Genomic DNA, 24702 nt, shown 5'->3' on the forward strand with positions numbered 1-24702 from the left:
CTATCATTTGCGCCCAATTTGGGAAAGCGCTAAGCCTGTAATGTGCTAAAGCGCATCGCGAATTTTCAGATTCGCGTCTTGCGCTTTAGGTCTTTGATTTTACTTATGTCGTTATCGCAAAACCGCTCAACACTTTTGCGCGACATGCGTTAATAGGAGGCGACGCCTCAAATCGGAGGCAGGAGGAGGACGGCATGGCCGAGGCTATTTCATTCATGGAGCCGCGCGCGGATGTACTTGCCCGCCGCAGCACGATCGTTGCCGATCTCTCTGATCTCCTCGCGCCCGAATGCCTGATTCACGAGGCGCGCGAGCTCGTCCCTTTCGAAACGGATGCCTTCGTATCCTATCGCCGCGTGCCGCTTGCGGTCGCATTGCCGCGCACGACGGCCGAAGTGGCTGCCGTCATGAAATATTGCCATCGCTACGGCATTCCCATCGTGCCGCGCGGGGCCGGCACCTCGCTTTCCGGCGGCGCCATCCCGCAGGAGGACGCCGTCGTTCTCGGGCTTTCCAAGATGAACCGCATCCTTGATATCGATTATGCCAATCGCACGGCGACGGTGCAGGCAGGTGTCACGAACCTGAACGTTTCCGAAAGCGTGTCGGCCGATGGCTTCTTCTATGCGCCCGACCCGAGCTCGCAGCTTGCCTGCACCATCGGCGGCAATATCGGCATGAATTCCGGCGGCGCGCACTGTCTGAAATACGGCGTCACGACAAACAATCTGCTCGGCGTGAAGCTCGTCCTGACCGATGGCACGATCATCGATCTCGGCGGCAAGGCGCTGGATTCAGCCGGATACGATCTGCTCGGCCTCGTTTGCGGTTCCGAAGGCCAACTCGGGATCGTCACCGAAGCGACGGTGCGGCTGATCGCCAAGCCGGAAGGCGCCCGGCCGGTGCTGTTCGGCTTCGATACCTCGGAAGAAGCGGGCGCCTGCGTTGCCGATGTCATTGCGGCCGGCATCATCCCGGTCGCCATCGAATTCATGGACAAGCCGGCAATCGAGATCTGCGAGGCTTTTGCAAAGGCGGGCTATCCCCTCGATGTCGGCGCGCTGCTGATCGTCGAGGTCGAAGGCTCGGAGGCGGAAATGGATGATATGCTTGCTAGCATCGTCGAGATCGCCCGCAGCCATAGCGTCAAGACGGTGCGGGAATGCCAATCGGCGACGGAAGCGGCCTTGATCTGGAAGGGCCGGAAATCCGCCTTCGGCGCCACCGGCCGCATCGCCGATTATATCTGCATGGACGGCACCGTGCCGCTCAGCCAGCTGTCCTATGTGCTGAAGAAGACGGCGGAAATCGTCCACGGCTACGGCCTGCGCGTCGCCAATGTCTTTCATGCCGGCGACGGCAATATGCACCCGCTCATCCTGTTCAATGCCAACGATCCCGAGGATGCCGCCAAGGCCGAGGCGGCCGGCAACGACATCCTGCGGCTCTGCGTCGATGCCGGCGGCTGCCTCACCGGCGAGCACGGCGTCGGCATCGAGAAGCGCGACCTGATGCGGCATCAATATGCCAAGGTCGATCTCGACCAGATGATGGCGGTTCGGGCCGCCTTCGATCCCGGCTGGATCCTCAATCCTTCCAAGGTGTTTCCGCTGGATGGGCGCGACGCCGCATGAGTGAGTTTCATCCCACGGCCGAGGCGGAAGCCGCCTCCATCATCAGCGATCATGCGGCCCGCGGCGCGGCTCTTGCGGTCGTCGGCGGCAACACGCGATCCGGCTTCGGCAATGCGGTTGCTGCCGAGGCGGTGCTGTCATCCCGCGGCCTTGCCGGCATCGTTGCCTATAATCCAGGTGAGATGGTCATGACCGCGCGTGCCGGCACGCCGGTTGCCGAGATCGAAGCGGCGCTGGCCGAAGGCGGCCAGATGATGACATTCGAGCCCATGGATCATCGCGCGCTGATGGCGACCGAGGGCGAGCCGACGATCGGCGGGGTGTTTGCGGCGAATGTCTCCGGTCCGCGCCGTTTCGTCAGCGGTGCCGCGCGCGACAGCCTGCTCGGCGTTCGCTTCGTCAATGGCAGGGGCGAAATCGTCAAAGCCGGCGGGCGGGTGATGAAGAACGTCACCGGCCTCGACCTCGCCAAGCTGATGGCCGGCTCGCACGGAACGCTCGGCCTTCTGACCGAGGTGACCTTTCGCGTGCCGCCTCGGCCGAAAACCGAGGAGACGATCGTCGTTACCGGCCTTAATGATGCCGAGGCAGCGCGAGCGATGGCCGCCGCCATGGCATTGCCGCTGGAAGTATCGGGGGCAGCCCATCTGCCGCTTACCGTCGGCTGGTCCTTCCTCGACGGCAAGCTGCCGAGAGGGGAGGCGACGGTCCTGCGTATCGAGGGGCTTGCCGGCTCCGTTTCGGTGAGAGCCAAGAAGCTGGCCGCCGCCATGAGCCGCCTTGGCTCGGTGACGCATCTCGCGGAGGATGACAGCCGCAGGCTTTGGCGGGAAATCCGCGACGTGAAACCGTATTGCGATGGCACGATGCGCCCCATCTGGCGCGTGTCGGTGGCACCCGGCACCGGCCACCAGCTTGTCGCCGCCCTTCGCCTCGAAGCGGGGGTCGATGCCTATTATGATTGGCAGGGCGGCCTCGTCTGGATGCGAATGGAATCCGAGCCGGAGGGCGATGTGCTGCGCCGCTACATTCACGCCCTGGGTGGCGGACACGCGACCCTGCTGCGCGCCACGCCGGCCCACCGGGCGACGACACCGGCCTTCCAGCTGCAGCCCGAGGCTGTGGCGCTGCTTTCGGCGCGCGTGAAGGAAAAGTTCGATCCGGCCGGGATTTTCAACCCGGGCAAGATGGCGTGATGCGGATGACTTCTTATCTGTGGCAGCCCCTCACCCTAACCCTCTCCCCGCAGGCGAGGAGAGGGAACAACCTCGTCTGCAACGCTTTTTCGGGTCGAGAAAGGTTGAGGGACGACGGAGGGTGCGTCAATCTCCTTCTCCCCGTTAAAGCGGGGAGAAGGTGGCCGATAGGCCGGATGAGGGGCTGGACCTTGCTCGAACGGGGACGTGCATAGATGCAAACCAATTTCACTCCCGAACAGCTTGCCGATCCGCATGTGGCCGAGTCCGAGGCGATCCTGCGCAAATGCGTGCATTGCGGCTTCTGCACCGCCACCTGTCCCACCTATGTGACGCTCGGCAACGAACTCGACAGCCCGCGCGGCCGTATCTATCTCATCAAGGACATGCTGGAAAACGGCAGGCCCGCCGATGCCCAGGTGACGACGCATATAGACCGCTGCCTTTCCTGCCTTGCCTGCACGACGACCTGTCCCTCGGGCGTCGACTATATGCACCTGATCGATCACGCCCGCGCGCATATCGAGAACACGTATAAGCGGCCGCTGATGGACCGGTTTACGCGCAACGTGCTGGCCGCGGTCCTGCCGTATCCCGGCCGCTTCCGGTTGGCTCTGCGGCTTGCGCGCCTCGGCAGACCATTCAAGGGTCTGTTGAAGCGTATTCCCGCGCTGAAGGCATTTGCCGCCATGCTCGATCTTGCGCCGCGCAGGGTGCCGGCACCGCCCCCCTTTGCCAGGCCCGGCCGGCATGAGCCGCAGGCAGAACGGCGCGGCCGCGTGGCGATCCTGACCGGCTGCGCCCAGCCGGTGCTCGATCCCGGCATCAACGAAGCGACCATCCGCTTGCTGACGCGCCTCGGCATCGAGGTCGTGGCGCCGGAGGGAGAAGTCTGCTGCGGCTCGCTGGTCCACCACATGGGGCGCGAAGAGCGGGCGCTTGCCGCCGCCCGCGCCAATATCGAGGTATGGACGCGCGAGATCGACGCTGGCGGGCTCGACGCGATCATCATCACCGCATCCGGCTGCGGCACGACGATCAAGGATTACGGGCACATGCTGCGCCTCGATCCGGCCTATGCCGAAAAGGCGGCAAGGGTTTCCGCGCTCGCCAAGGATATCACCGAATATCTGACTGGCCTCGAGCTGCCCTCGCATATGCCGCGCGGCATCGCCGTCGCCTATCATTCCGCCTGTTCCATGCAGCATGGGCAGAAGATCACAATGGCGCCGAAGCTCCTGCTCAAGGCCGCCGGCTTTACCGTGCGCGACCCGGCGGAAGGGCATCTCTGCTGCGGTTCGGCCGGGACCTACAACATCATGCAGCCGGAAATCTCGGCCGAGCTGAAGGCCCGCAAGGTCAGGAACCTCGCAGCGACGAAGGCCGATATCATCGCCACAGGCAATATCGGTTGCATCACGCAGATCGCCACGGCAACGGGCATCCCCATTCTGCATACCGTCGAATTGCTGGACTGGGCCTATGGCGGCGACATGCCGGCTAAGCTTAAGGGGCTGGAGCCGACTGCCGCCTGAGGGAGGCCGGGAGGCTGACACAGCAGCCTTCGACGGCTCTGCAGCGCCCTAATGCAGCTTTTTGGATTTGGTTACGCGATAGGCCTGCCATTCCATCTCGAATTTATCGGCGGCGATGCGCGTCATGGCGATGCGCTCCTGGCCCTCCTCGAAGAAAAAGCCATCCACCAAACCCGCGATACCGTCATAGAACGAGCCTTCGATGAGGCTGGGGATGCGTCGTCCGTCGCGCCCGAACAAGGCAAGATCGACGACCGACATGCATTGCCGGTGGCCATCAGCAAACACGTCGATAAGCCGCGGAACGTCACCGGCGACATCGACCTCGTAATAAACGACGACGGGATCCTCGTTTTCCGGATGGATCCAGTCACATCGATAATAGGAAAGGCTCATAGGCCAATAATAGCATAAAATCCCCCAGGCCTGAACCGGTTTGGGGGATCGATTATGCCCTCGACAGGCGCGATTTTTAGAAGTTGTACGAGACGCCGAAGTTGATGGCGTGAGTGAAGACGTTGGTCTTGAGCGTAGCGCCGCTATCGATCGAGACGTTGTTCACGAAATTGTAGTTGCCCTTGTATTCGACGAAGGTCGACCAGTGCTGGGCGAACTGGTAGCTGACACCGGCCTGCGCCTGTAGCGACGCGCCGCCGAACTGGTAGTCGAAGGTCGTGCCTGAAGCGCGGGTGACTTCGACATGCGGCACGTTGATGCCGGCGCCGAGGCCGAGATAGGGCGTCCAGTTGCGGCTCGGATCCTGGAAGCGGTAGAGCGCATTCAACGTTAGCATGTTCAAGCCGTCGGTGAACTCGAAATGCGACCAGCCGGGCGTGTTGCCAAGATTGCCGTAAACCTTCGCATGGCTGTAGTCGAGCGATACGCCCCAGTTCGACTTGCCGAAATCGTCAAGCCACCAGATGCCGCGGAAGCCGAAATAGGGCGGCATCTTGAAGGATTTGCCGGACCAGTCTGGATCGAAATCGGCGCCGTCCGAGGTTTTCACATTGCCGCCGGTCGCGCCTTGAAAGCCACCATAGGCCGAGAACTGCATTTCCGCCGAAGCAGAGCCGGCAGCGAACAAGAAGGCCGAAATCGCAAGGGCGGACACGGCCGGCTGTTTGAAACGAAATGCGCGATGCATGTAAATTCCCCGAATGGCAGAGTGCCGCTAGCTAAGCACGCTTCAGTCACGCGTCCCTCGCAGTCGCTGGCAAGCAGCGACGGCTTAGGTAGAAGAGCTGACATGAAACTGAATGTAAATGACCCTTATTGGTAGGGTAGTGCGATAGGTTCGCGGCTGTAACAATGGCGCAACAGTGCGTGTAGTGGCGGAGGACACGCGGTATTTGTGCGAGCTCGCGAGCGCCCCGAGCCTGCCGGCCGCTGCCGTGTCATTGCTCGGGGCGCTCTTTAGTGGTCGGATCTGCCGGGAATTGGCGGATCGGCCGGCTTTATTAGCCGCCGAACAAGGTCCTCAGCAGGTCGATGCCGCGATCCTGATAGCTGACTTCACCCTGCTTGTTGCCGGGGCCGACGACGATCACCTTGGTGCCGATCGGAACGCGGTCGTAGAGATCCACGACATCCTTGTTCATCATGCGGATGCAGCCGGACGACATGTTCAGGCCGATGCTCCAGGGCTGATTCGTGCCGTGAATGCGGAAGGCGGTGTCGCTGCCGTTGTGATAGAGATACATGGCGCGCGCGCCGAGCGGATTGTCTTCGCCGCCTTCCTGGAAGGCCGGCAGCTTGTGGCCCTTCTTGGCTTCGCGCACGCGCATTTCCGGCGGCGGCGTCCAGCCCGGCCATTCCGCCTTGCGGCCGACCTTGACCACGCCCGACCATCCGAAACCTTCGCGACCGACGCCGATGCCGTATCGTCTCGCGCGGTTGTCGCCTTCGATGAGATAGAGATACTTGTTGTTGGTATCGATGATGATTGTGCCGGGCGCTTCATTGGTCGAGAGCCTGACCATCCGGCGCTGGAATTGCGGCTTGACCTGGCCCTGCGGTTCCACCGCAACCCGAACCACGTCACTGCGTGTGGTTGGCGCTGCGGAAGGAGCGGAAGCGGTAAAGGCTGCGGCGTTCGAGGCCGCAAGAAGAAGTGTCGCGACGGCACCTGCCGCCACAACGGATAGACCTGTTCTCATATGGCATTTCCCTCGCTGATTTCGGCAAGAAACTACCGAAACCTACGAGGGGATCAAGATCAAAATGTCGGTTGCAAAGATTGGCCGGGAAAAACAGGCCATTCTTCTATCAATGATTGAGGAATAGCTGCATCAATAGTGTAGGCAGAGGTGAGATCGGCGCGGGGAGCTTCGAGGCCTCCATCGGCCCTGCTCACCGCGCGGTTCTCCGACGGCAGGCCGATCACATCACGATGACGCGCGTTCCGATTTTCACGCGGTTGTAGAGGTCGGTGACGTCTTCGTTGCGCAGGCGAATGCAGCCGGAGGAAACGGCGCTGCCGATCGTCCAGGGCGCGTTGGTGCCATGGATGCGATAGAGTGTGGAGCCGAGATACATGGCGCGCGCGCCGAGCGGATTGGCTTCGCCGCCTTCCATATGAGCCGGCAGATAATGTCCCTTCACTGCCTCTCGTGCCACCATCTCGGATGGCGGCGTCCAGTCCGGCCATTCCTGCTTGCGCGTGATGGTATGAGCGCCGGCCCATTCGAAGCCGGGCTTGCCGACGCCGACGCCGTAGCGGCGTGCCTTGCCGCCTTCCATCACCAAATAGAGGAAGCGGTTGTTGGTGTCGATGACGATGCTGCCGGGCCTTTCCTTCGTCTGGTAGTCGACGATCTGCGGTAGGAATTGCGGATCGACCTGACCGCGGACTGCCGGATATTGCGGACGGGTCATGGCAACCTGCTGCACGACGGGGCGCGAGAACAGCCCGCGCGGCTGCACGACCTGGCGCACCTGCGGATTGGCCTGCTGCTCCATTCTGGGATCGGCGGCGCGGCGCGCCATCGGGCGGGGGTAGACGACCGGCTGCACGCCGCCACCGAGCTGCGTCACCCAGGGGGCGGTCAGATCGGGACTGACGATGACGGGCGGACGCGACTGGTAGCGATCGCTGGCAAAGGCGGTGGAGGCAAGCAGGCTCAGGGCGCCGGCGGCGCACAGAACGGCATGTTTCATCATCGGACAAACTCTCTACACATGGGCCGAGGATGGGCGCGGCAGCACCCGGTCGAAACTATGGTGCCACCTGCGCGCGAGCGAATGGTAAACATCTGTTCATCAAAATGCCGAGAAGCCGATAAAGCTTTATCAGGGTTACCGCCTGGTTTGGAAATGTGGTTTGCAAATGGTAAATCAGAAATCGGAATGCGCGCTCGTTGAAATCAGCCTATGATTTTAAACGTTTGATTGATCTGTTTTTATCCGATAGTTGCTTGCCGGTTTCCGGCGGTGCGCGCTGAAATGGGAGACGAATCGCTAAAATGGCTGAAACGGGCATCATTACCGGCGAGGATGGCAGGGATCGCTGCTTCTGGCATGGCAACCTGCCGGAATATCAGCGCTATCATGACGAGGAATGGGGGCGCCCCGTCGTCAACGATATCAGGCTGTTCGAGAAGATCTGCCTCGAGGGCTTTCAATCCGGCCTGTCCTGGCTGACGATCCTGCGCAAGCGCGAGAATTTTCGCGCCGCCTTTGCAGGCTTCGATTTCGAGAAGGTCGCCAGGTTCGACGAGGCCGATATCGAGCGCTGCGTCGCCGACGCCGGCATCATTCGCCATCGCGGCAAGATCGTCTCCACCATCAACAATGCCCGCCGCGCCATCGAGCTGCGTGACGAATTCGGATCGCTCTCCCGTTACTTCTGGAGCCATGAGCCCGGTGCAGCCGAACGTCCGAAGGTCTTCGACTTCGCGCATCTTCGTGCCAACCCGACGACACCGGCCTCCGTGCGGATTTCGAAGGATCTGAAAAAGCGCGGCTGGACCTTTGTCGGCCCGACCACAGTTTATGCCTTCATGCAGGCCATGGGCCTTGTCAACGATCACATCGAAGGCTGCTATTGCCGGAAAGAGGTGGAGGCGATGCGCTGTGCATTGGTGCGGCCATGAGAGGTATGTTGCTCGGCCTTTCGGTAGCGATGCTCACTCTGGTCGGCCCCGCAGCCGCCAGCGCCGAGGATGCCGCCCAACAAAGGCTGCCACAGCTCGATCGCGGCGAGAAGATCGAGAAACTCGGTTTCCCGGCCGTCCTCGAAAAATTGACGGGCTGGACGAAGTTCGGCAAGGGCAAGGTCTATACGCTGCCGCTCAAGAAGGGCCAGCACGTACGCATCACCTTCAGCTCGAAAAGCAAATACACCTTCATGGCGATTTTCGATCTGTCGTCGAACGACGATGAGTCCTTTTTCGGCACGGACGAGGATGGCGATACGGCCGACGTCACCCTCAACGAAGATACCACCTGGCTGATCAAGCCTTATTATTCTCGCGTCACCCGCCGTCGCGGTCTCGGCGCTCCTTACGAGATCCTCATCGATCCCAACCCGCCGGCCACGCAGCAGCCTGCCGATCAGCAGAAGGATCAGGGGCCGACGCTTTTCCCGTCGCGCTCCAAGCAGGGGCAATGACGTCTACGACAGGGCCTCGATCACGCGGTACAACTCGCCGAGATGACCGATCTTGCGGAAGCGCGGCGCTTCGGTCGGCTCTTCGACATGTTCGAAGGACCATGTAAGCTCGTGCGGCACGAAGACGCCGTAGCTGCCTGCTGCGAGCGCCGGCACGATGTCCGATTTCAGCGAGTTGCCGATCATCATCGCTCGCTCAGGCCCGTCTCCCACCTTGGAAAAGATGCGACGATAGGTGGAGGCGTTCTTGTCCGAGACGATCTCGATCGCATCGAAAAGATCGCCGAGGCCGGATTGGGCAAGCTTGCGCTCCTGGTCGAACAGGTCGCCCTTTGTGATCAGCACCAGCAGATAGTTGCCGGACAGGGCCTCCAGCGTCTGGCGCACATGCGGCAGCGTTTCGACGGGGTGAGCGAGCAGATCGCGGCCGATATCGAGGATCTGGGCGATGACGGTCGCCGGCACCTCGCCCTCCGTGATCTCGATGGCCGTTTCGATCATCGACAGCGTGAAGCCCTTGATGCCGAATCCGTAGTGGCGCAGATTGCGCTTCTCGGCTTCGAGCAGCCGCGCCGAAATATGGTCGCTGTCGGCATGATCGATGAGCAGATCGGTGAATTGCAGTTCCGTGAGCCGGTAGAACCGTTCGTTCTGCCAGAGCGTGTCGTCGGCATCGAAGCCGATCGTGGTGAGCGGGCGTTGCGTCATCGTGTTTCCGTTCCGCTTAAGGGATCAACTCCGGAGTCTATCCTCCGCCGCCTGGGACGCAAGAGTAAGTGCTGGTAACCGCATCGTGATCGATCGGAGGTCTCGCGTTGAAATCGGATTCCGGTGCATTATGTCGATGCTGTCGCGATCGTGCCGGCTGCAGAGCCGGGCTTCGACGACTGTCTTCTGACCTCTCCAAGGCGGCGCGGACAAGCCGCCGCCGTGCCGAGGCCAAATTATAGCCAAGAGATAAGAACTCATCGGCCGGAAGCCTCTTCCAGCCGGCTACAAGGGAATTCTCTCCTATGCGTTACAATCAGCTCGGTAATACCGGCATGTTCGTCTCCGAACTTTGCCTGGGCACGATGACCTTCGGCGAAGCCAGCCCCAACAACAGCCTCTGGGGTGCGATCGCCGATGTCGACCAGGCGCTGGCCGACAAGATCGTCGAAAGCTCGCTGGCAGCCGGCATCAATTTCATCGATACGGCCGATGTCTACTCCTTCGGCAACTCCGAGAAGCTGCTCGGCCAGGCCCTGAAGAATCTCGGCGTTCCCCGCAAGGATGTCGTCATCGCCACCAAGGTCTACGGCGTCATGGGCGACAAGCCGAACGACCGTGGCGCCTCGCGCGGTCATATCATGGATTCGGTCCAGGCGAGCCTCGACCGCCTGCAGACCGATCACATCGACCTCTATCAGATCCACGCCACGGATTCGGTCACTCCCATTGAGGAGACGCTGCGCGCGCTGGACGATCTCGTTTCGCGCGGCCTCGTTCGCTATGTCGGCGTGTCCAACTGGCAGGCCTGGCGCATCGCCAAGGCGCTCGGCCTTTCCGAACGCCGCGGCTTTGCCCGTTTTGAGACGGTGCAGGCCTATTACTCCATCGCCGGCCGCGATCTGGAACGCGAGATCGTGCCGCTGATGGCGGAAGAAAAGCTCGGACTGATGGTCTGGTCGCCGCTTGCCGGTGGCCTGCTGTCCGGGAAGTATGGTCCGGGCGCTCCCGGCAACGGCGAGGGGCGGCGTGCAAGCTTCGATTTCCCGCCGGTCGACAAGGATCGCGCCTGGGCCTGCGTCGCCGCCATGCGCGAAGTTGCGGAAAAGCATGGCTCCAGCGTTGCAACCGTGGCGCTTGCCTGGATCCTGGCGAAGCCTTTCGTCACCAGCATCATCATCGGCGCCAAGCGTCTCGATCAGCTCGATCAGAATCTCGCCGCCGTCAAGCTGAAGCTCGATGCCGACGATATGGCCAAGCTCGATGACGTCAGTGCGCTTGCGCCCGAATATCCCGGCTGGATGCTCGCCCGCCAAGGCGCTCAGCGCGTGCCGCAGCCCTTCGAACCGAAGGCCTGATATCGTGGGCAAGCCGGGCCGCCATTTCTCGTGGCGGCCCGGCGACGATTAAAGTTCGATAACGATCTTGCCAAAGGCACCGCGATCGAGATGATCGAAGGCTGCCGGAACCTCACCGAGGCCGTAGCGATGGTCGATGACCGGCTTCAGGCCGATGCTGTCGACTGCGCGCACGAAGTCTTCGAGCGCGCGGCGATGGCCGACGCCGATGCCCTGTACGACCGGAGACTTCAACAGCAGCGGTGCCGCCGGGCCGGTGATGTCGAAGCCTTCCAGAACGCCGATGACGGAAATCCGGCCATGCGGCGCCACCGCCTTCAACGATTGGGCGAAATTCGGTCCGCCGGCGATTTCAATGATATGGTCGATACCGCGATCGTTGGTGAGGCGATAGACTTCCTCCACCCAATCGCTCGTGTTGCGATCGATGCCGTGATGGGCTCCGAGCGCCTTTGCCCGGGCAAGCTTCTCCCGCCCCGAGGAGGTCACGAACACCTCGGCTCCCTGTGCGGCGGCGATCTGCAGGCCGAACAGCGCCACGCCGCCCGTTCCCTGCACCAGCACGCTGTCACCGGGCTTTATCTTGCCGCGTTCCACCAGGGCAAACCAGGCCGTCAGTCCAGCGCAGGGCAAGGTGCTTGCCTCGGCATAATCGAGGCTCTTTGGCGCCGATGCGAGCCAGTCCTGCGGCACGGCGATATATTCGGAAAGCACGCCGGCATAGAAACCGCCAAGCGTCTTATAGGGAGGAGTACGGGCATCGCCGAGCGGCTTGCCGTCGATCCAGCCGGGATGGAAGGTGGAAATGACCCGGTCGCCGACAGAGAATCTCGTCACGTCCTCGCCCACCGCTTCGATGACGCCCGCCATATCCGAGGCCGGCACGAAGGGAAATTGGATCGGCAGCCCCATGCCGGTCTCGCGCACGAGCTTGTCGCGATAATTCAGTGAGACGGCTTTGATCCGCACGAGCACTTCGCCGCGCGCAGGCGCGGGAACTGCCGTTTCGGTGAGGTTCAAGGGGGCGCCGACGGCGATCGTCTCGAGGGTCCAGCGCTTCATGGTCTTCGTCATCATGATCTCCTGAGAGGGATTGAAAGCAATGGACGCACTATATCGTTGCCTTTGTGTCGCCAGTGGCGATATTATTTCCGCTAACTGGTTCCCTCTAGGAAGCAATCATCATGAATGACATGCTCAACGGCATTCCGGAATTCGTGGAGGCGGTCGAGGCCGGCGGCTTTTCGGCGGCGGCGGTGCGCATGAACCTGTCGCGCTCGGCGATCGGCAAGACCATCGCGAAGCTGGAGAGGCGCCTGAACACGCGCCTGTTTCATCGCACCACCCGCATGCAAAGCCTGACCGACGAAGGCCAGGCCTTTTACGAGCGCTGCCGCCGGGCTCTGGACGAGATCCAATCGGGCGAGGCCATGCTGGAATCGGGCAAGCGTGAGGTCACGGGCCGCCTGCGCATCTCCATGCCCGTACTCTTCGGGCGCCGTTGCTTAGCGCCGCTGCTTTTGGAACTCGCCCGCATGCATCCCAAGCTCGAACTGGATCTCTCCTTCAGCGATCGCGTCGTCGATCTCTTCGACGAGGGGTTCGATCTTGCCATTCGCAACGGTATCCTGCGGGACGAAGCCGGCCTTGCCGCGCGCAAGATCGCCTTCCATCGCATGACGCTGTGCGCATCGCCGGATTATCTTGCCGCAAGAGGCGAGCCACAGACCATTGCCGATCTTGGAGACCATGATCTGGTCGTCTACGCCAGATCCGGCGAAGCGAAGAAATGGACCTTCCTGCAGGATGACGGCACGGCCGTCGACTATTTTCCGCAAACTCGGCTACGCCTTGACGATCTGGAAGTCATTGCAGGCGCCGTAGTATCGGGGATGGGGATCGCTTGGCTTCCCTGCTGGCTAGTGCGCGACTACGTTTATGCCGGCACGCTCGCGCAGGCGCTGAAAAACGTTTCCAGCCGGCCCGTCAATGTCTATGCCGTCTGGCCACAGACACCCCAGCTCCCGATGAAGATGCGCTCGATCATCGACCTGCTGGCAGCGCGCCTGCCTGGCATCATGGACTGAGCGGGAAGAGAGGCGACGCTTAAGTGCCGGCTCCCATGATCGGATGAATTACTTGCCGAGCTTCTTCAGCCAGGCAATCAACATCGTCAGGATCGTAAGCAGGCGCATGAACCGGAACCGAGCTGCGCCGGCCGGCAAGGCAAGCGCAAATTGCAACTTGGGACACTGCGAGGCGATCAAGGCAGCAGCTTGACCTCATTCAGAATCTCGACCGGCGGAAAGCTTATGCAATCCACCGTATCGAAGGTAAGCGTAAATCGGGCGGGCGTTCCCGCGGCCCATTTCAGCGCCTGTTCCGCCATGCTTGCGGGGATCTTCATCGCAATGGTGCAATGCGGCTGCCAGCGATCCGGACGGGAATGCTCATGGCAAAGGGCGGGATCGATCTCGTCGTGAATGGCGGCGTGTATTTTCCTTAAGATTCGATCGTCTTTGGGGCGCGCCCAAAGCACCAGCATCTCATTTGCGAAATGGTCGATGCCGGAGAACTCGATCGACAGGGATGACATCTGGCTGAAGACTTTTTGAACAGCAGCGAAAAGCGAGGGGGGAGCGATATCAGCATAGACGGCAAGGGTGAGATGCGGCGAATAGTTCAGCGCCTCCATCGACGGCGCGGTTTCGAACCGGCTCGCCTCGCGCCAGAGATCCCAAACCGGGGCGGCGCTGTCGTTGGCGCATTTCAGAACGATCGCATGTGGCATGGTATCTATCTCGCCTCGTCTGGCTTTTTGTCCGTTTGTCCGTCGTTAGCATAGAACAATCCTTGCCGCACTCAGCCCAATCCGCTAGTTAACCGCGACTGTTCCCGTACCGGATTACCCAAGATATGAGCGACAAACAGAAGAAACCGCAGAAGCTCAAGGCCCGCCTGCCGCGTGGCTTTGTCGATCGTTCGGCCAGCGACATTCGCGCCGTCAACGAGATGACCTCCAAGATCCGGGCGGTTTACGAGCATTATGGTTTCGATCCTGTCGAAACGCCGCTGTTCGAATACACCGATGCGCTCGGCAAATTCCTGCCCGACAGCGACCGGCCGAACGAAGGCGTGTTCTCGCTTCAGGATGACGACGAGCAGTGGATGTCGCTGCGTTACGACCTGACGGCGCCGTTGGCCCGTCATGTCGCCGAGAATTTCAACGAGATACAGCTTCCTTACCGCACCTATCGCGCCGGCTATGTTTTCCGCAACGAAAAGCCAGGCCCGGGCCGCTTCCGCCAGTTCATGCAGTTCGATGCAGATACCGTCGGCGCGCCGGGCGTGCAGGCGGATGCCGAGATGTGCATGATGATGGCCGACACGCTGGAAGCTTTGGGCATCAAGCGCGGCGACTATGTGATCCGCGTCAACAACCGCAAGGTTCTCGACGGTGTCTTGGAAGCGATCGGTCTTGGCGGCGATGACAAGGCTGCTCAGCGGTTGAACGTGCTGCGCGCCATCGACAAGCTTGACAAATTCGGCCCGGAAGGTGTGGCGCTGCTGCTCGGCGCCGGCCGCAAGGACGAATCCGGTGACTTCACCAAGGGCGCCGGTCTTAACGCCGATCAGATCGAGAAGGTGCTCTTCTTCGTCGGCATCAAGGATTACGCCAAAAGCGCCGTTCGTCTTGCCGAACTGGTTGCCGGCACGTCCAACGGCGTGGAGGGCGTCGACGAGCTGAATTTCATCGGCAGCCTCGTTACCAGCGCCGGCTATCAGGACGATCGCATCAAGATCGATCCGTCCGTCGTGCGCGGCCTCGAATATTATACCGGTCCGGTTTACGAGGCCGAGCTGCTGTTCGACGTCACCAACGAGAAAGGTGAAAAGGTCATCTTCGGTTCGGTTGGCGGCGGCGGCCGTTATGACGGGCTCGTCTCGCGCTTCATGGGCCAGCCAGTGCCGGCCACCGGCTTCTCCATCGGCGTGTCGCGCCTGATGACGGCGCTGAAGAACCTCGGCAAGCTCGGCACGGAAGAGGTGATCGAGCCCGTGCTTGTCACTGTCATGGATGGCGATGTCGATGCCATGGGGCGCTACCAGCGCTTCACGCAGCAGCTGCGCGCCGCCGGTATCCGCGCCGAGATGTTCCAGGGCAACTGGAAGAAGTTCGGCAACCAGCTGAAATATGCCGATCGCCGCGGCTGCCCGATCGCCATCATTCAGGGCGGCGACGAGCGCGCCCAGGGCGTCGTCCAGATCAAGGATCTGATCGAGGGCAAGCGCCTTTCCGGCGAGATCGAGGACAATGCCAGCTGGCGCGAGGCCCGCGTGGCACAGGAAACCGTGCCGGAAGCCGAGCTTATCGCCAAGGTGCAGGAAATATTGGCGGCGCACGCGGAAGACCGGAAGAGGGCGCTCGGCAATGTCTGAGCGTGTGGCTTTGCCCCTCACCCTAGCCCTCTCCCCGTTGACGGGGAGAGGGGACGACCTTTTTTGTTGCGGTCCATCGGCTCCCACAGAAGTGAGGGGAGATAGAAGGCGCGCCCATCTCCTTCTCCCCGTCCAAACGGGGAGAAGGTGGCCGACAGGCCGGATGAGGGGTTTTAGTGGAGTTCTTACCCCATGCCCCTGATCAACCTTCCGGGTTTTGCCGGCGATCTGCTGGACGAATTCACCGTTCGCGGGACGGAGAGGGTGGATACGCCCATCATCCAGCCGGCCGAACCCTTTCTAGACATGGCGGGCGAAGATCTTCGCCGCCGCATCTTCATGACCGAAAGCGAAACCGGCGCCAGCCTTTGCCTGCGTCCGGAGTTCACCATTCCGGTCTGCCTGCGCCATATCGAAACCGCGACCGGCACGCCGAAGCGTTATTCCTATCTCGGCGAGATCTTTCGCCAGCGCCGCGAAGGCGGTCATGAGTTCTATCAGGCCGGCATCGAGGATCTGGGTGACGGCGATACGGCCAGCGCCGATGCGCGCGCCATCGGCGATGCCATCGGTATCCTGAACCGGCTCGTGCCCGGCAAGTCGCTTTCGGTGACGCTTGGCGATCAGGCCGTGTTCGAGGCTGTGGTCCAGGCGCTCGGGCTGCCGTCCGGCTGGCAGAAGCGGTTGATCCACGCTTTCGGCAACATGATGCAGCTCGAAACCCTGCTGACACGACTTGCAAGCCCGCAGCCTGTTACCGGGCTCGACGCGCATGTGCTCGATTTCCTCAATCGCGGCGACGAGCAGGGGCTCGTCAAGCATATCGACGCCACCATGCATGCAACCGGCTATTCCGCCAATGCCAGCCGCTCGCCGCAGGAAATCGCCCGCCGCCTTCGCGAGAAGCTGGTGCTGTCGGAAACGCGGCTTGATGATGCCGCTTTCCTCGTATTGGAAGAATTCCTGTCCTTGAGCGTGCCCCTGGCGGACGCCTCCGCAGCACTGGCCGGTTTTGCCGATGCGGCAGGCCTGAAGCTGGGCAAGGCATTGGAAAGCTTCGATGCCCGCGTCGCCGCATTGGCCAAGGCCGGTGTCGATGCCTCGCAGATAGACTACCGCGCCGCCTTCGGCCGTCCCCTTGATTATTATACCGGCCTCGTCTTCGAAGTGACGGTGGAAGGATCGAGCGCGGTGCTTGCCGGCGGTGGCCGTTTCGACCGGCTGATGACCCTGCTCGGCGCCAAGGACCATATCCCGGCCGTCGGCTTCGCGCTCTGGCTCGATCGTATCGAAAATGCGAGGGCCGCCTGATGACCATCACCATTGCGCTTCCCTCCAAGGGTCGGATGAAGGACGATTGTTCGGCTGTTTTCGAGCGTGCCGGCATGCCCATCGTCGCCGTCGGCAATGATCGCTCCTATCGTGGCCGCGTCGAAGGCTTAGAAGGCGTTGAAATCGCCTTCCTGTCGGCCTCGGAAATCTCCCGTGAGATCGGCAATGGCAGCGTCGATTTCGGCATTACCGGCGAGGATCTCGTGCGCGAAGGCATGGCCGAGGCCGACCGCCGCGTCGAATTCTGCGCAAGGCTTGGCTTCGGTCACGCCGATGTCGTCGTCGCCGTGCCGGAAATCTGGCTCGATGTCGATACGATGGCCGATCTCGGCGACGTCGCCGCTGATTTCCGCGCCCGTCATGGCCACAGGCTGACGGTTGCGACGAAATACTGGCGCCTGACGCAGCAGTTCTTCTCCAGCCAGCACGGCATCCAGCTCTACCGCATTGTCGAAAGCCTCGGCGCGACGGAGGGGGCACCCGCTGCCGGCTCTGCCGACATCATCGTCGACATCACCTCGACCGGCTCGACCCTTCGGGCGAACCATCTGAAGGTCCTGTCGGACGGAATCATCCTGCGCTCGGAGGCTTGCCTGGTGCGCGCGCGCAAGGAGGGCCACGAAGGCGATCCGATGGTTCAGCGCATCATTTCGGCGGTGCGCGGCGCGCTCTGACTTTCCAGTTTCCTGTTCACGCAAAAAAAGGCCCGCCGGAATTCCGGCGGGCCTTTTGTCTTGGGAAGTATGCGGCAATCAGGCGGCTGCGTAGGCACCGCGGCGTGCATCGACCGAGTAGACGCCTGCGCCGTTGGTAGCGAGCATGACGTATGCGCCGGCGAGCGTGATGTTCTTCAGGAAGTTGACGAAGTTCAGGCCGTTGATCCAGCCGTTGGCGGCAGCCGGGAAGTCCGGAACATTGACCGTTCCCAGATGGAAGACGATACCGGTGAAGACACAGAAAGCGGCGAGCAGCCAGCCGACGATGCGGATCTGGAAGCCGATCAGCACGCAGACGCCGGTGACGAATTCAAACGCGCCGGCAAGATAGGTGAGCAGCGTCGCTGCCGGCATTCCGGCGCCGGCGATCATGCCGGCCGTGCCTGCCGGATCGGTCAGCTTGCCGAAGCCGGCGAAGATGAACATGAAGGCGAGCAGGATGCGCGCCACGAGAATGATGATGTTGTTGCTATTGGACATGACGGTCTCCAGTGAATTGGGTTTGGACTGAGTGGCGACAATTTCTGGAGACAGATATTCGTGATTTTTCGGAGGTTGAAAAGATAAACAACTGCGTACAATTAGTTCACAATCATTGAACAATGGTGAGGTTGCGACCCCTCTTTCCATCGGCGGCATATCGGTTATGGTGGCGGCAATTCATCGCCAAATCATACTCTTAAGGAGCGAATCCTATGGCCGATCTCTCGTCATTTCCGATCACCAAGCGCTGGCCTGCCAGCAATCCGGACGTCATCCAGCTCTATTCATTGCCGACGCCGAATGGCGTGAAGGTCTCGATCGCGCTGGAGGAGCTCGGTCTGCCCTATGAGCCGCATCTGGTCTCATTCAGCACCAATGATCAGAAGTCGCCGGAATTCGTTTCGCTGAACCCGAACGGCCGCATCCCAGCGATCATCGACCCGAATGGCCCGGACGGCAAACCGATCGGCCTGTTCGAATCCGGTGCGATCCTCGTCTATCTCGCCGAGAAGACCGGCAAGCTCATGCCTCAGGACGCCGCCAAGCGCTACGGGACGCTGGAATGGGTCTTCTTCCAGATGGCAGGCGTCGGCCCCATGTTCGGTCAGTTCGGCCATTTCTTCAAATTTGCCGCCGACAAGGTCGCCAACAATTCCTATCCGGTCGAGCGCTATCGCGATGAGGCCAAGCGCCTCCTCGGTGTGCTGGAAGAGCGCCTGAAAGGGCGCCAGTGGATCATGGGAGACGACTATACAATCGCCGACATCGCGACATTTCCCTGGGTTCGCGGTGTCGACGTCTTCTATGGCGGCCGCGAGATTCTTGAACTCGAGAGCTTCCCGGTAGTCATGGCCTGGCTGGAACGCGCCCTTGCGCGCCCCGCAAGCCAGGTTGGCCTGAACATTCCGAAGCGGGATTGATTGGTTCTTCGGGGCTCGGCAGGTCAGGCGGGTCCTTCTCGATCGGCGTCTATGTGCCTGGCCCCTCACCTCAGCCCTCTCCCCGTAAACGGGGCGAGGGGGCCGGTTGGCTTTCTTGGCAGGTTTGCCTTCAGCAACGAAGGTGTCGATTTTGGAAGAGGGGACTCCCTCTCGCCGCAAGCGGGGAGAGGGCTGGGGTGAGGGGGACAAGCGCACAAGTGCGACGATGACGAACTCACCTGACAATCATCTACTGCCGGGCCGCCAGCTGGCTCCCCGGCTCCAGCTTGAAGCGCGGAAACAGGAAGACGCCGACCATGCTGCCGGCATGGTGATTATCCGCCGCGACGGATTCGCCGACGCAGAAGATCGGTTGGCGATGGCCGTTGGCACCAAGGGTCGTGGTGGAATAGCAGAAGCTGGATGCGGCGGTCGACGCCCGTTCAAAAAGATCGAGGATGCGCGCGCGATCCGTCGCGTCATAACAATGCATCAGGCTCAGGAGGCCGCACTCCGAAGAGTTTAGCCCATGCAGCATGGTGCTCCACTGCCCGAGCTTGATAAGGCCGCTCGACAGGTCGCCGGTCCAGCCTTCGGAAACGCAGAATTGCGCGAGGAGGTCGGGATCATGGCTATCGAACGACAGCGAACCAGGCGCAAACGGTGCGGCAAAATTTGCTTTGGCAATCTTGAACAAGCTGATCCCCACCACTTGGGCGCATCGGCCCTTGCGCGTCCCGTTTGAATTTCAGATGAACCGGGTGGAAGGTCTGTTTGCCCGCCGCACCGTCATGAAGAAAACAGAGCCGCCTCTCTGTTGTTGTCATTTCTCAACAATGTTTTCGGATGGTGATCCGGCCTGCGAAGTCATTTCAAGTAATAAATCCGGACGATTCCAACCCGTCAAGGTCATGGCCGAGCCAAGCCGTAGGTTAATCCTATCCAAAAGCAATAAAATTTGCGTGCATTGCAGCCAACTCTCCAAAATCGCTGCGCTGCGAGTTATAGGGGCTTTTCTTAAAACGGCAATGGGGAGGTTGCATAAATTTGCACTGCCAGAGAAACTTGCCAGACTTGCGCAAGGGCCGTTTTGGCACAACAAAAAAGGGCGGCCCGAGAGCCGCCCTTCGTCAATTCCGGATGCCGGATTGAACAGTCGTAATAAGGCTAAAACCCTATCACATCATGTCCATGCCGCCACTTCAGGCCGCTTGGCGGCCTGAAGCACTAAAAGTGCATGGGTGAAGCTTTATGAACATTCCTGTGATTAGGCCGTAGGCCTATCACATCATGTCCATGCCGCCACTTCAGGCCGCTTGGCGGCCTGAAGCACTAAAAGTGCATGGGCGAAGCTTTATGAACATTCCTGTGATTAGGCCGTTGGCCTATCACATCATGTCCATGCCGCCCATGCCGCCCATGCCGCCAGGCATAGCCGGAGCGTCCTTCTTCGGCAGCTCGGCGATCATGGCTTCGGTGGTGATCAGCAGCGAAGCAACCGAAGCTGCGTCCTGCAGAGCCGTGCGAACGACCTTGACCGGGTCGACGATGCCCATGGCGATCATGTCGCCGTAGACGCCCGTCTGAGCGTTGTAGCCGAAGTTGTCTTCGTTCTTGTCGAGGATCTTGCCGACAACGATGGAGGCTTCGTCACCAGCGTTTTCAGCGATCTGGCGGCAAGGAGCCTGCAGAGCGCGGCGAACGATGTTGATGCCGGCTTCCTGATCGTCGTTTTCACCCTTGGCCGAGATCTTCGTGGAGGAGCGCAGCAGAGCGGTACCGCCGCCCGGTACGATGCCTTCCTGAACGGCAGCGCGCGTCGCGTTGAGAGCGTCGTCGATGCGGTCCTTCTTTTCCTTCACTTCGATTTCCGTCGAGCCGCCAACGCGGATAACGGCAACGCCGCCAGCGAGCTTGGCAAGACGTTCCTGCAGCTTTTCGCGGTCGTAGTCGGAAGTGGTTTCTTCGATCTGAGCCTTGATCTGGGCAACGCGGCCTTCGATGTCGGACTTGGCGCCAGCGCCGTCGACGATCGTGGTGTTTTCCTTGGAGATCGAAACCTTCTTGGAACGGCCGAGCATGTCGAGCGTAACCGACTCGAGCTTGATGCCGAGGTCTTCGGAGATGACAGTGCCGCCCGTCAGGATGGCGATATCTTCCAGCATGGCCTTGCGGCGATCGCCGAAGCCAGGAGCCTTGACGGCAGCGATCTTCAGGCCACCGCGCAGCTTGTTGACGACGAGCGTAGCAAGAGCTTCGCCTTCGACGTCTTCAGCGATGATGAGGAGCGGCTTGCCGGTCTGAACGACAGCTTCGAGAACCGGGAGCATGGCCTGCAGGTTCGAGAGCTTCTTCTCGTGGAGCAGGATGAACGCGTCTTCGAGGTCAGCGATCATCTTTTCCGGGTTGGTGACGAAGTAGGGGCTGAGGTAGCCGCGGTCGAACTGCATGCCTTCGACGACTTCGAGTTCGGTTTCGGCGGTCTTGGCTTCTTCAACCGTGATGACGCCTTCGTTGCCGACCTTCTGCATGGCTTCAGCAATATCGAGACCGATCTGCTTTTCGCCGTTTGCCGAGATCGTGCCGACCTGTGCGACTTCTTCCGACGTGTTGATCTTCTTGGCCTTGGCCTGGAGATCCTTGACGACTTCAGCAACGGCGAGATCGATGCCGCGCTTCAGGTCCATCGGGTTCATGCCGGCTGCAACTGCCTTGGCGCCTTCGCGAACGATGGCCTGGGCGAGAACGGTTGCGGTCGTGGTGCCGTCGCCGGCGATGTCGTTGGTCTTCGAAGCAACTTCGCGGACCATCTGGGCGCCCATGTTTTCGAACTTGTCTTCGAGTTCGATTTCCTTGGCGACGGTGACGCCGTCCTTGGTGATGCGCGGTGCGCCGAAGGACTTGTCGATAACGACGTTACGACCCTTCGGGCCGAGCGTGACCTTCACTGCGTCAGCGAGGATATCGACGCCACGAAGCATCTTTTCGCGGGCGCTGCGGCCGAATTTTACTTCTTTAGCTGCCATGTTTGAAACTCCTGAATTCGCGTTTTCCGGGCCTGCGGCCCGTCAGCTTTATCGGAAAAGGGAACCGGCCGGATTAGCCGATGATGCCCATGATGTCGGCTTCCTTCATGATCAGAAGGTCTTCGCCGTTGAGCTTTACTTCGGTGCCCGACCACTTGCCGAACAGAACGCGATCGCCAACCTTGACGTCGAGTGCTACGACCTTGCCGGATTCATCGCGAGCGCCGGAACCGACGGCGACGATTTCGCCTTCCTGCGGCTTTTCCTTGGCGGTATCGGGAATGATGATGCCACCCTTGGTCTTTTCTTCCGACTCGACGCGACGAACGACGACACGGTCATGAAGGGGGCGGAAATTGGTGCTTGCCATTGTCTAATCCCTCGATCAAATGACATTCACGGATCAGCGGGGGATCCGTATGGACTTTGTTAGCACTCAGCATTGGCGAGTGCTAGCGACGGTGATTTAGGGGTGCCTACAGGGCGAGTCAAGAACAGCACTGTGAAATTTTTACGGCGCCGTTCGGCTCATTCCGAGGATGATTAACGGCGATGGCCCTCGCGGGTAGCATGTCGTTGCAGCGGTTCCCTCATTTTGATCCCGTACGGAAGGCCTTCGCAACGCCCTTTCTCGCTCATTCCGCCGAGGTCTCCGCCACATCTTTCTGCCGCTCACCGCTGCGGCTTTCGTTCGCCCTCCGAGCCTTGTGCGGCGCAAAAACCTCGTGCGTCGCTCTTGTAATTTGCCGGCCGGTTTGCGATGTCAGCCCGTGATTTATTTGATGCGAGGACGGCATGGGCAAACGGATCGAAAGCTTTCGCGATATCGGCGGACTTTATGACGTTGCGCTCTGCGATGTCTGGGGCGTGCTTCACAACGGCGTCACCGCCTACAAGGAAGCCTCGGTCGCGCTCGAAGCTGCCCGCGCCGAAGGGCTGACCGTGGTCCTGATCACCAACTCTCCGCGCGTTGCTCCGAAGGTCGTCGAGCAACTGCGTGCGATCGGCGTACCCGACAGCGTTTACGATCGCATCATCACCTCGGGCGACGTGACGCGCAAGCTGATCGCCGAAGGCCCGAAGAAGGTATTCCTCCTCGGTCCCGAGCGGGATATCGGCATCCTTGAAGGGCTGGACGTCGAACGTGTCGACGCCGGCGAGGCCGAAAGCATCGTCTGCACCGGTTTCTTCGATGATGAGACCGAAACGCCCGACGACTATACCGATATGCTGATGGCCTGGTCGGCCCGCAATGTGCCGCTCATCTGCGCCAACCCGGATCTCGTTGTCGAACGCGGCCATCGGATGATCCCCTGCGCCGGCGCCATGGCCGCCTATTATGAGCGCCTCGGCGGCCGGACTCGGATCGCCGGCAAGCCGCACCAGCCGATCTACGAGGCAGCGCTCGCCGCTGCCCGCGAGGTGAAGAGCGAATTCCCGCTGTCGCGCGTCGTTGCCATCGGCGACGGCATGCCGACCGACGTGCGTGGCGCGCTCGATTACGGCCTCGATCTCCTTTATATCAGCCATGGCATCCATGCCCGCGAATATGTCGTCGAAGGGCATACGGACGAAGCTGCACTTGGCGCCTTCCTGGCGCGCGAACAGGCTTCGCCGAAGTGGTGGATGCCGCGCCTTGTCTGAGGGGATTTGGTAGACGATGACCGTTTTCCATCGCAATGAGACGCGCGAACCGCTTCCAGACGCTCTCAAGGGCGGGGTCGTCGCCATCGGCAATTTTGACGGCGTACATCGCGGTCATCAGTCGGTGCTCAGTCGCGCGCTGGAGATTGCGCGGGAACGCGGTGTTCCGGCCCTCGTGCTGACCTTCGAGCCGCATCCGCGCACCGTGTTCAAGCCGGATCATCCGGTCTTCCGCCTGACGCCGGCGCCGCTGAAGGCCCGCCTGCTGGAAGCTCTCGGCTTCAACGCCGTCATCGAATATCCGTTCGATCGCGCCTTTTCCCAGCGCTCCGCGGATGAGTTCGTTCACTCGATCCTCATCGATTGGCTGCACGCCTCCGAAGTCGTCACCGGTTTCGATTTCCATTTCGGCCACGACCGTCAGGGCGGCCCCGCCTTCCTGATGAATGCCGGCAGCCACAACGGTTTTGGCGTGACCCTGATCGACGCGTTCCGCGACGAAAATACCGAGGTCATCTCCTCGAGTCGTATTCGCACGCTTTTGGCCGAAGGGGAGGTGGCCCAGGTCGCCGGTTTGCTGGGCTATCGCTATACCGTTGAAGCGCCCATCATCGGTGGCGAGAAGCTTGGCCGCACGCTGGGCTTCCCGACCGCCAACATGCAGCTTCCGCCGGAAACATCGCTGAAGGCCGGCATCTATGCCGTCAAGTTCCGCGCAGCCGATGGCGTCATCCGCGACGCCGTTGCGAGCTACGGCCGCCGTCCGACGGTGACCGACAACGGTGCGCCGCTGCTCGAGACCTTCGTCTTCGATTTCAGCGGCGATCTCTATGGCCAAAACTGTTCGGTTTCCTTCTTCGGCTATCTTCGTCCCGAACTGAAGTTCGACGGCCTGGATCCGCTGGTCGCGCAGATCCGCAAGGATGAGGAAGAGGCGCGCACCTTGCTGGCCGGCGCCCGCCCGCTCAGCGACCTCGATCGGGTCATCGCGTTCGACTGATATTTCCAAAGTGGATGCTGTTCGAATACGGCACCTTGCCGTTTCGAGGGAAGCTCTCCGATTGCGGGTGTGCATCGACACCGCCGACAAGCTGTTGAATT

Annotated in this window: 25 protein-coding genes; 14 read left to right on the plus strand and 11 right to left on the minus strand. The window is 61.1% G+C overall.

Translation table 11 applies throughout. The features are described 5' to 3' along the window. Nucleotides 1–194 precede the first annotated feature (194 nt). The 3 genes from RHSP_RS04425 to glcF all read left to right on the plus strand — a co-directional run bounded on the left by RHSP_RS04425 (nt 195) and on the right by glcF (nt 4365). Entirely contained in the window at nt 195–1634 is a 1440-nt protein-coding gene (locus tag RHSP_RS04425) for an FAD-linked oxidase C-terminal domain-containing protein (RefSeq protein WP_004109665.1), read from the plus strand. Further along, entirely contained in the window at nt 1631–2830 is a 1200-nt protein-coding gene (locus tag RHSP_RS04430) for an FAD-binding protein (protein WP_004109668.1), read from the plus strand. The genes RHSP_RS04425 and RHSP_RS04430 overlap by 4 nt, the downstream gene beginning before the upstream one ends. Nucleotides 2831–3045: 215 nt before the next feature. Further along, a complete protein-coding gene (gene glcF / locus RHSP_RS04435) occupies nt 3046–4365 on the plus strand; it encodes a glycolate oxidase subunit GlcF (protein WP_037149588.1) in 1320 nt (439 codons plus the stop codon). Between the two features lie 48 nt (nt 4366–4413). On the opposite strand, the gene RHSP_RS04440 is transcribed toward glcF, so the two are convergent. The 4 genes from RHSP_RS04440 to RHSP_RS04455 form a co-directional block, all read right to left on the minus strand. Continuing rightward, nucleotides 4414–4761 (minus strand): DUF6881 domain-containing protein, encoded by a 348-nt coding sequence (locus RHSP_RS04440; protein WP_004109674.1) that lies wholly within the window; start codon nt 4759–4761, stop codon nt 4414–4416. 76 nt (nt 4762–4837) lie between these two features. Further along, nucleotides 4838–5509 carry an outer membrane protein gene (locus RHSP_RS04445; protein ID WP_004109677.1) on the minus strand — a complete coding sequence of 224 codons (672 nt, stop codon included), beginning with the start codon at nt 5507–5509 and terminating at the stop codon, nt 4838–4840. A 313-nt stretch (nt 5510–5822) separates the two neighbouring features. After that, entirely contained in the window at nt 5823–6521 is a 699-nt protein-coding gene (locus RHSP_RS04450) for a L,D-transpeptidase (RefSeq protein ID WP_004109680.1), read from the minus strand. 223 nt (nt 6522–6744) lie between these two features. Continuing rightward, nucleotides 6745–7524: a L,D-transpeptidase gene (locus RHSP_RS04455; protein WP_004109683.1), complete on the minus strand. Its 780-nt coding sequence runs from the start codon at nt 7522–7524 to the stop codon at nt 6745–6747. A gap of 302 nt (nt 7525–7826) precedes the next feature. On the opposite strand from RHSP_RS04455, the gene RHSP_RS04460 reads away from it, so the two are divergent. Next, on the plus strand, nt 7827–8456 hold the full coding sequence (locus tag RHSP_RS04460) for a DNA-3-methyladenine glycosylase I (RefSeq protein ID WP_004109685.1): 630 nt from the start codon (nt 7827–7829) through the stop codon (nt 8454–8456). After that, complete coding sequence (locus RHSP_RS04465; RefSeq protein WP_037149591.1) at nt 8453–8974, plus strand: hypothetical protein; 522 nt, start codon at nt 8453–8455, stop codon at nt 8972–8974. The genes RHSP_RS04460 and RHSP_RS04465 overlap by 4 nt, the downstream gene beginning before the upstream one ends. Before the next feature lie 3 nt (nt 8975–8977). Here the strand turns inward: RHSP_RS04465 and RHSP_RS04470 are convergent, their stop codons facing one another. Then, nucleotides 8978–9682 carry an HAD family hydrolase gene (locus RHSP_RS04470; protein WP_004109702.1) on the minus strand — a complete coding sequence of 235 codons (705 nt, stop codon included), beginning with the start codon at nt 9680–9682 and terminating at the stop codon, nt 8978–8980. A gap of 305 nt (nt 9683–9987) precedes the next feature. Here RHSP_RS04470 and RHSP_RS04475 point away from each other — a divergent pair, with 305 nt between their 5' ends. Next, nucleotides 9988–11040 (plus strand): aldo/keto reductase, encoded by a 1053-nt coding sequence (locus RHSP_RS04475; protein ID WP_004109705.1) that lies wholly within the window; start codon nt 9988–9990, stop codon nt 11038–11040. Between the two features lie 48 nt (nt 11041–11088). On the opposite strand, the gene RHSP_RS04480 is transcribed toward RHSP_RS04475, so the two are convergent. Then, entirely contained in the window at nt 11089–12114 is a 1026-nt protein-coding gene (locus RHSP_RS04480) for a zinc-dependent alcohol dehydrogenase family protein (protein WP_004109708.1), read from the minus strand. Between the two features lie 110 nt (nt 12115–12224). On the opposite strand from RHSP_RS04480, the gene RHSP_RS04485 reads away from it, so the two are divergent. Next, entirely contained in the window at nt 12225–13127 is a 903-nt protein-coding gene (locus tag RHSP_RS04485) for a LysR family transcriptional regulator (protein ID WP_004109710.1), read from the plus strand. Nucleotides 13128–13303: 176 nt separating this feature from the next. Here the strand turns inward: RHSP_RS04485 and RHSP_RS04490 are convergent, their stop codons facing one another. Beyond that, the gene (locus tag RHSP_RS04490; protein WP_004109712.1) at nt 13304–13831 is read right to left on the minus strand and encodes a 2'-5' RNA ligase family protein; all 528 of its coding nucleotides are present in this window, start codon (nt 13829–13831) and stop codon (nt 13304–13306) included. Between the two features lie 125 nt (nt 13832–13956). Here RHSP_RS04490 and hisS point away from each other — a divergent pair, with 125 nt between their 5' ends. The 3 genes from hisS (at nt 13957) to hisG (ending at nt 17486) form a co-directional block, all read left to right on the plus strand. Further along, nucleotides 13957–15480, plus strand: coding sequence for a histidine--tRNA ligase (gene hisS, locus RHSP_RS04495; protein WP_037149596.1), 1524 nt, complete (start codon nt 13957–13959; stop codon nt 15478–15480). Between the two features lie 192 nt (nt 15481–15672). Continuing rightward, complete coding sequence (locus RHSP_RS04500) at nt 15673–16791, plus strand: ATP phosphoribosyltransferase regulatory subunit (protein WP_004109718.1); 1119 nt, start codon at nt 15673–15675, stop codon at nt 16789–16791. Continuing rightward, on the plus strand, nt 16791–17486 hold the full coding sequence (hisG, locus tag RHSP_RS04505; RefSeq protein ID WP_004109720.1) for an ATP phosphoribosyltransferase: 696 nt from the start codon (nt 16791–16793) through the stop codon (nt 17484–17486). The genes RHSP_RS04500 and hisG overlap by 1 nt, the downstream gene beginning before the upstream one ends. A gap of 78 nt (nt 17487–17564) precedes the next feature. Here the strand turns inward: hisG and RHSP_RS04510 are convergent, their stop codons facing one another. Then, nucleotides 17565–18008: a DoxX family protein gene (locus tag RHSP_RS04510; RefSeq protein WP_004109721.1), complete on the minus strand. Its 444-nt coding sequence runs from the start codon at nt 18006–18008 to the stop codon at nt 17565–17567. Nucleotides 18009–18223: 215 nt separating this feature from the next. Between RHSP_RS04510 and RHSP_RS04515 the strand changes: the two genes are divergently transcribed. Continuing rightward, nucleotides 18224–18931, plus strand: a complete 708-nt coding sequence (locus RHSP_RS04515) for a glutathione S-transferase C-terminal domain-containing protein (protein ID WP_004109724.1) — start codon at nt 18224–18226, stop codon at nt 18929–18931. A 250-nt stretch (nt 18932–19181) separates the two neighbouring features. Here the strand turns inward: RHSP_RS04515 and RHSP_RS04520 are convergent, their stop codons facing one another. Then, the gene (locus RHSP_RS04520; RefSeq protein ID WP_037149601.1) at nt 19182–19628 is read right to left on the minus strand and encodes a hypothetical protein; all 447 of its coding nucleotides are present in this window, start codon (nt 19626–19628) and stop codon (nt 19182–19184) included. On the opposite strand from RHSP_RS04520, the gene RHSP_RS34490 reads away from it, so the two are divergent. Then, on the plus strand, nt 19621–20154 hold the full coding sequence (locus RHSP_RS34490; protein ID WP_157385289.1) for a hypothetical protein: 534 nt from the start codon (nt 19621–19623) through the stop codon (nt 20152–20154). The genes RHSP_RS04520 and RHSP_RS34490 overlap by 8 nt on opposite strands. 165 nt (nt 20155–20319) lie before the next feature. Here RHSP_RS34490 and groL read toward each other — a convergent pair whose 3' ends face one another. Continuing rightward, on the minus strand, nt 20320–21957 hold the full coding sequence (gene groL / locus RHSP_RS04525) for a chaperonin GroEL (RefSeq protein ID WP_004109730.1): 1638 nt from the start codon (nt 21955–21957) through the stop codon (nt 20320–20322). A 73-nt stretch (nt 21958–22030) separates the two neighbouring features. Beyond that, nucleotides 22031–22327 carry a co-chaperone GroES gene (gene groES, locus RHSP_RS04530; RefSeq protein ID WP_004109735.1) on the minus strand — a complete coding sequence of 99 codons (297 nt, stop codon included), beginning with the start codon at nt 22325–22327 and terminating at the stop codon, nt 22031–22033. A 425-nt stretch (nt 22328–22752) separates the two neighbouring features. On the opposite strand from groES, the gene RHSP_RS04535 reads away from it, so the two are divergent. Next, on the plus strand, nt 22753–23601 hold the full coding sequence (locus tag RHSP_RS04535) for a TIGR01459 family HAD-type hydrolase (RefSeq protein ID WP_037149605.1): 849 nt from the start codon (nt 22753–22755) through the stop codon (nt 23599–23601). Between the two features lie 16 nt (nt 23602–23617). Continuing rightward, complete coding sequence (locus RHSP_RS04540) at nt 23618–24601, plus strand: bifunctional riboflavin kinase/FAD synthetase (RefSeq protein WP_037149608.1); 984 nt, start codon at nt 23618–23620, stop codon at nt 24599–24601. Nucleotides 24602–24702: the final 101 nt, after the last annotated feature.

Origin of the sequence: Rhizobium freirei PRF 81, from assembly GCF_000359745.1 — a bacterium.
Classification (GTDB): domain Bacteria; phylum Pseudomonadota; class Alphaproteobacteria; order Rhizobiales; family Rhizobiaceae; genus Rhizobium; species Rhizobium freirei.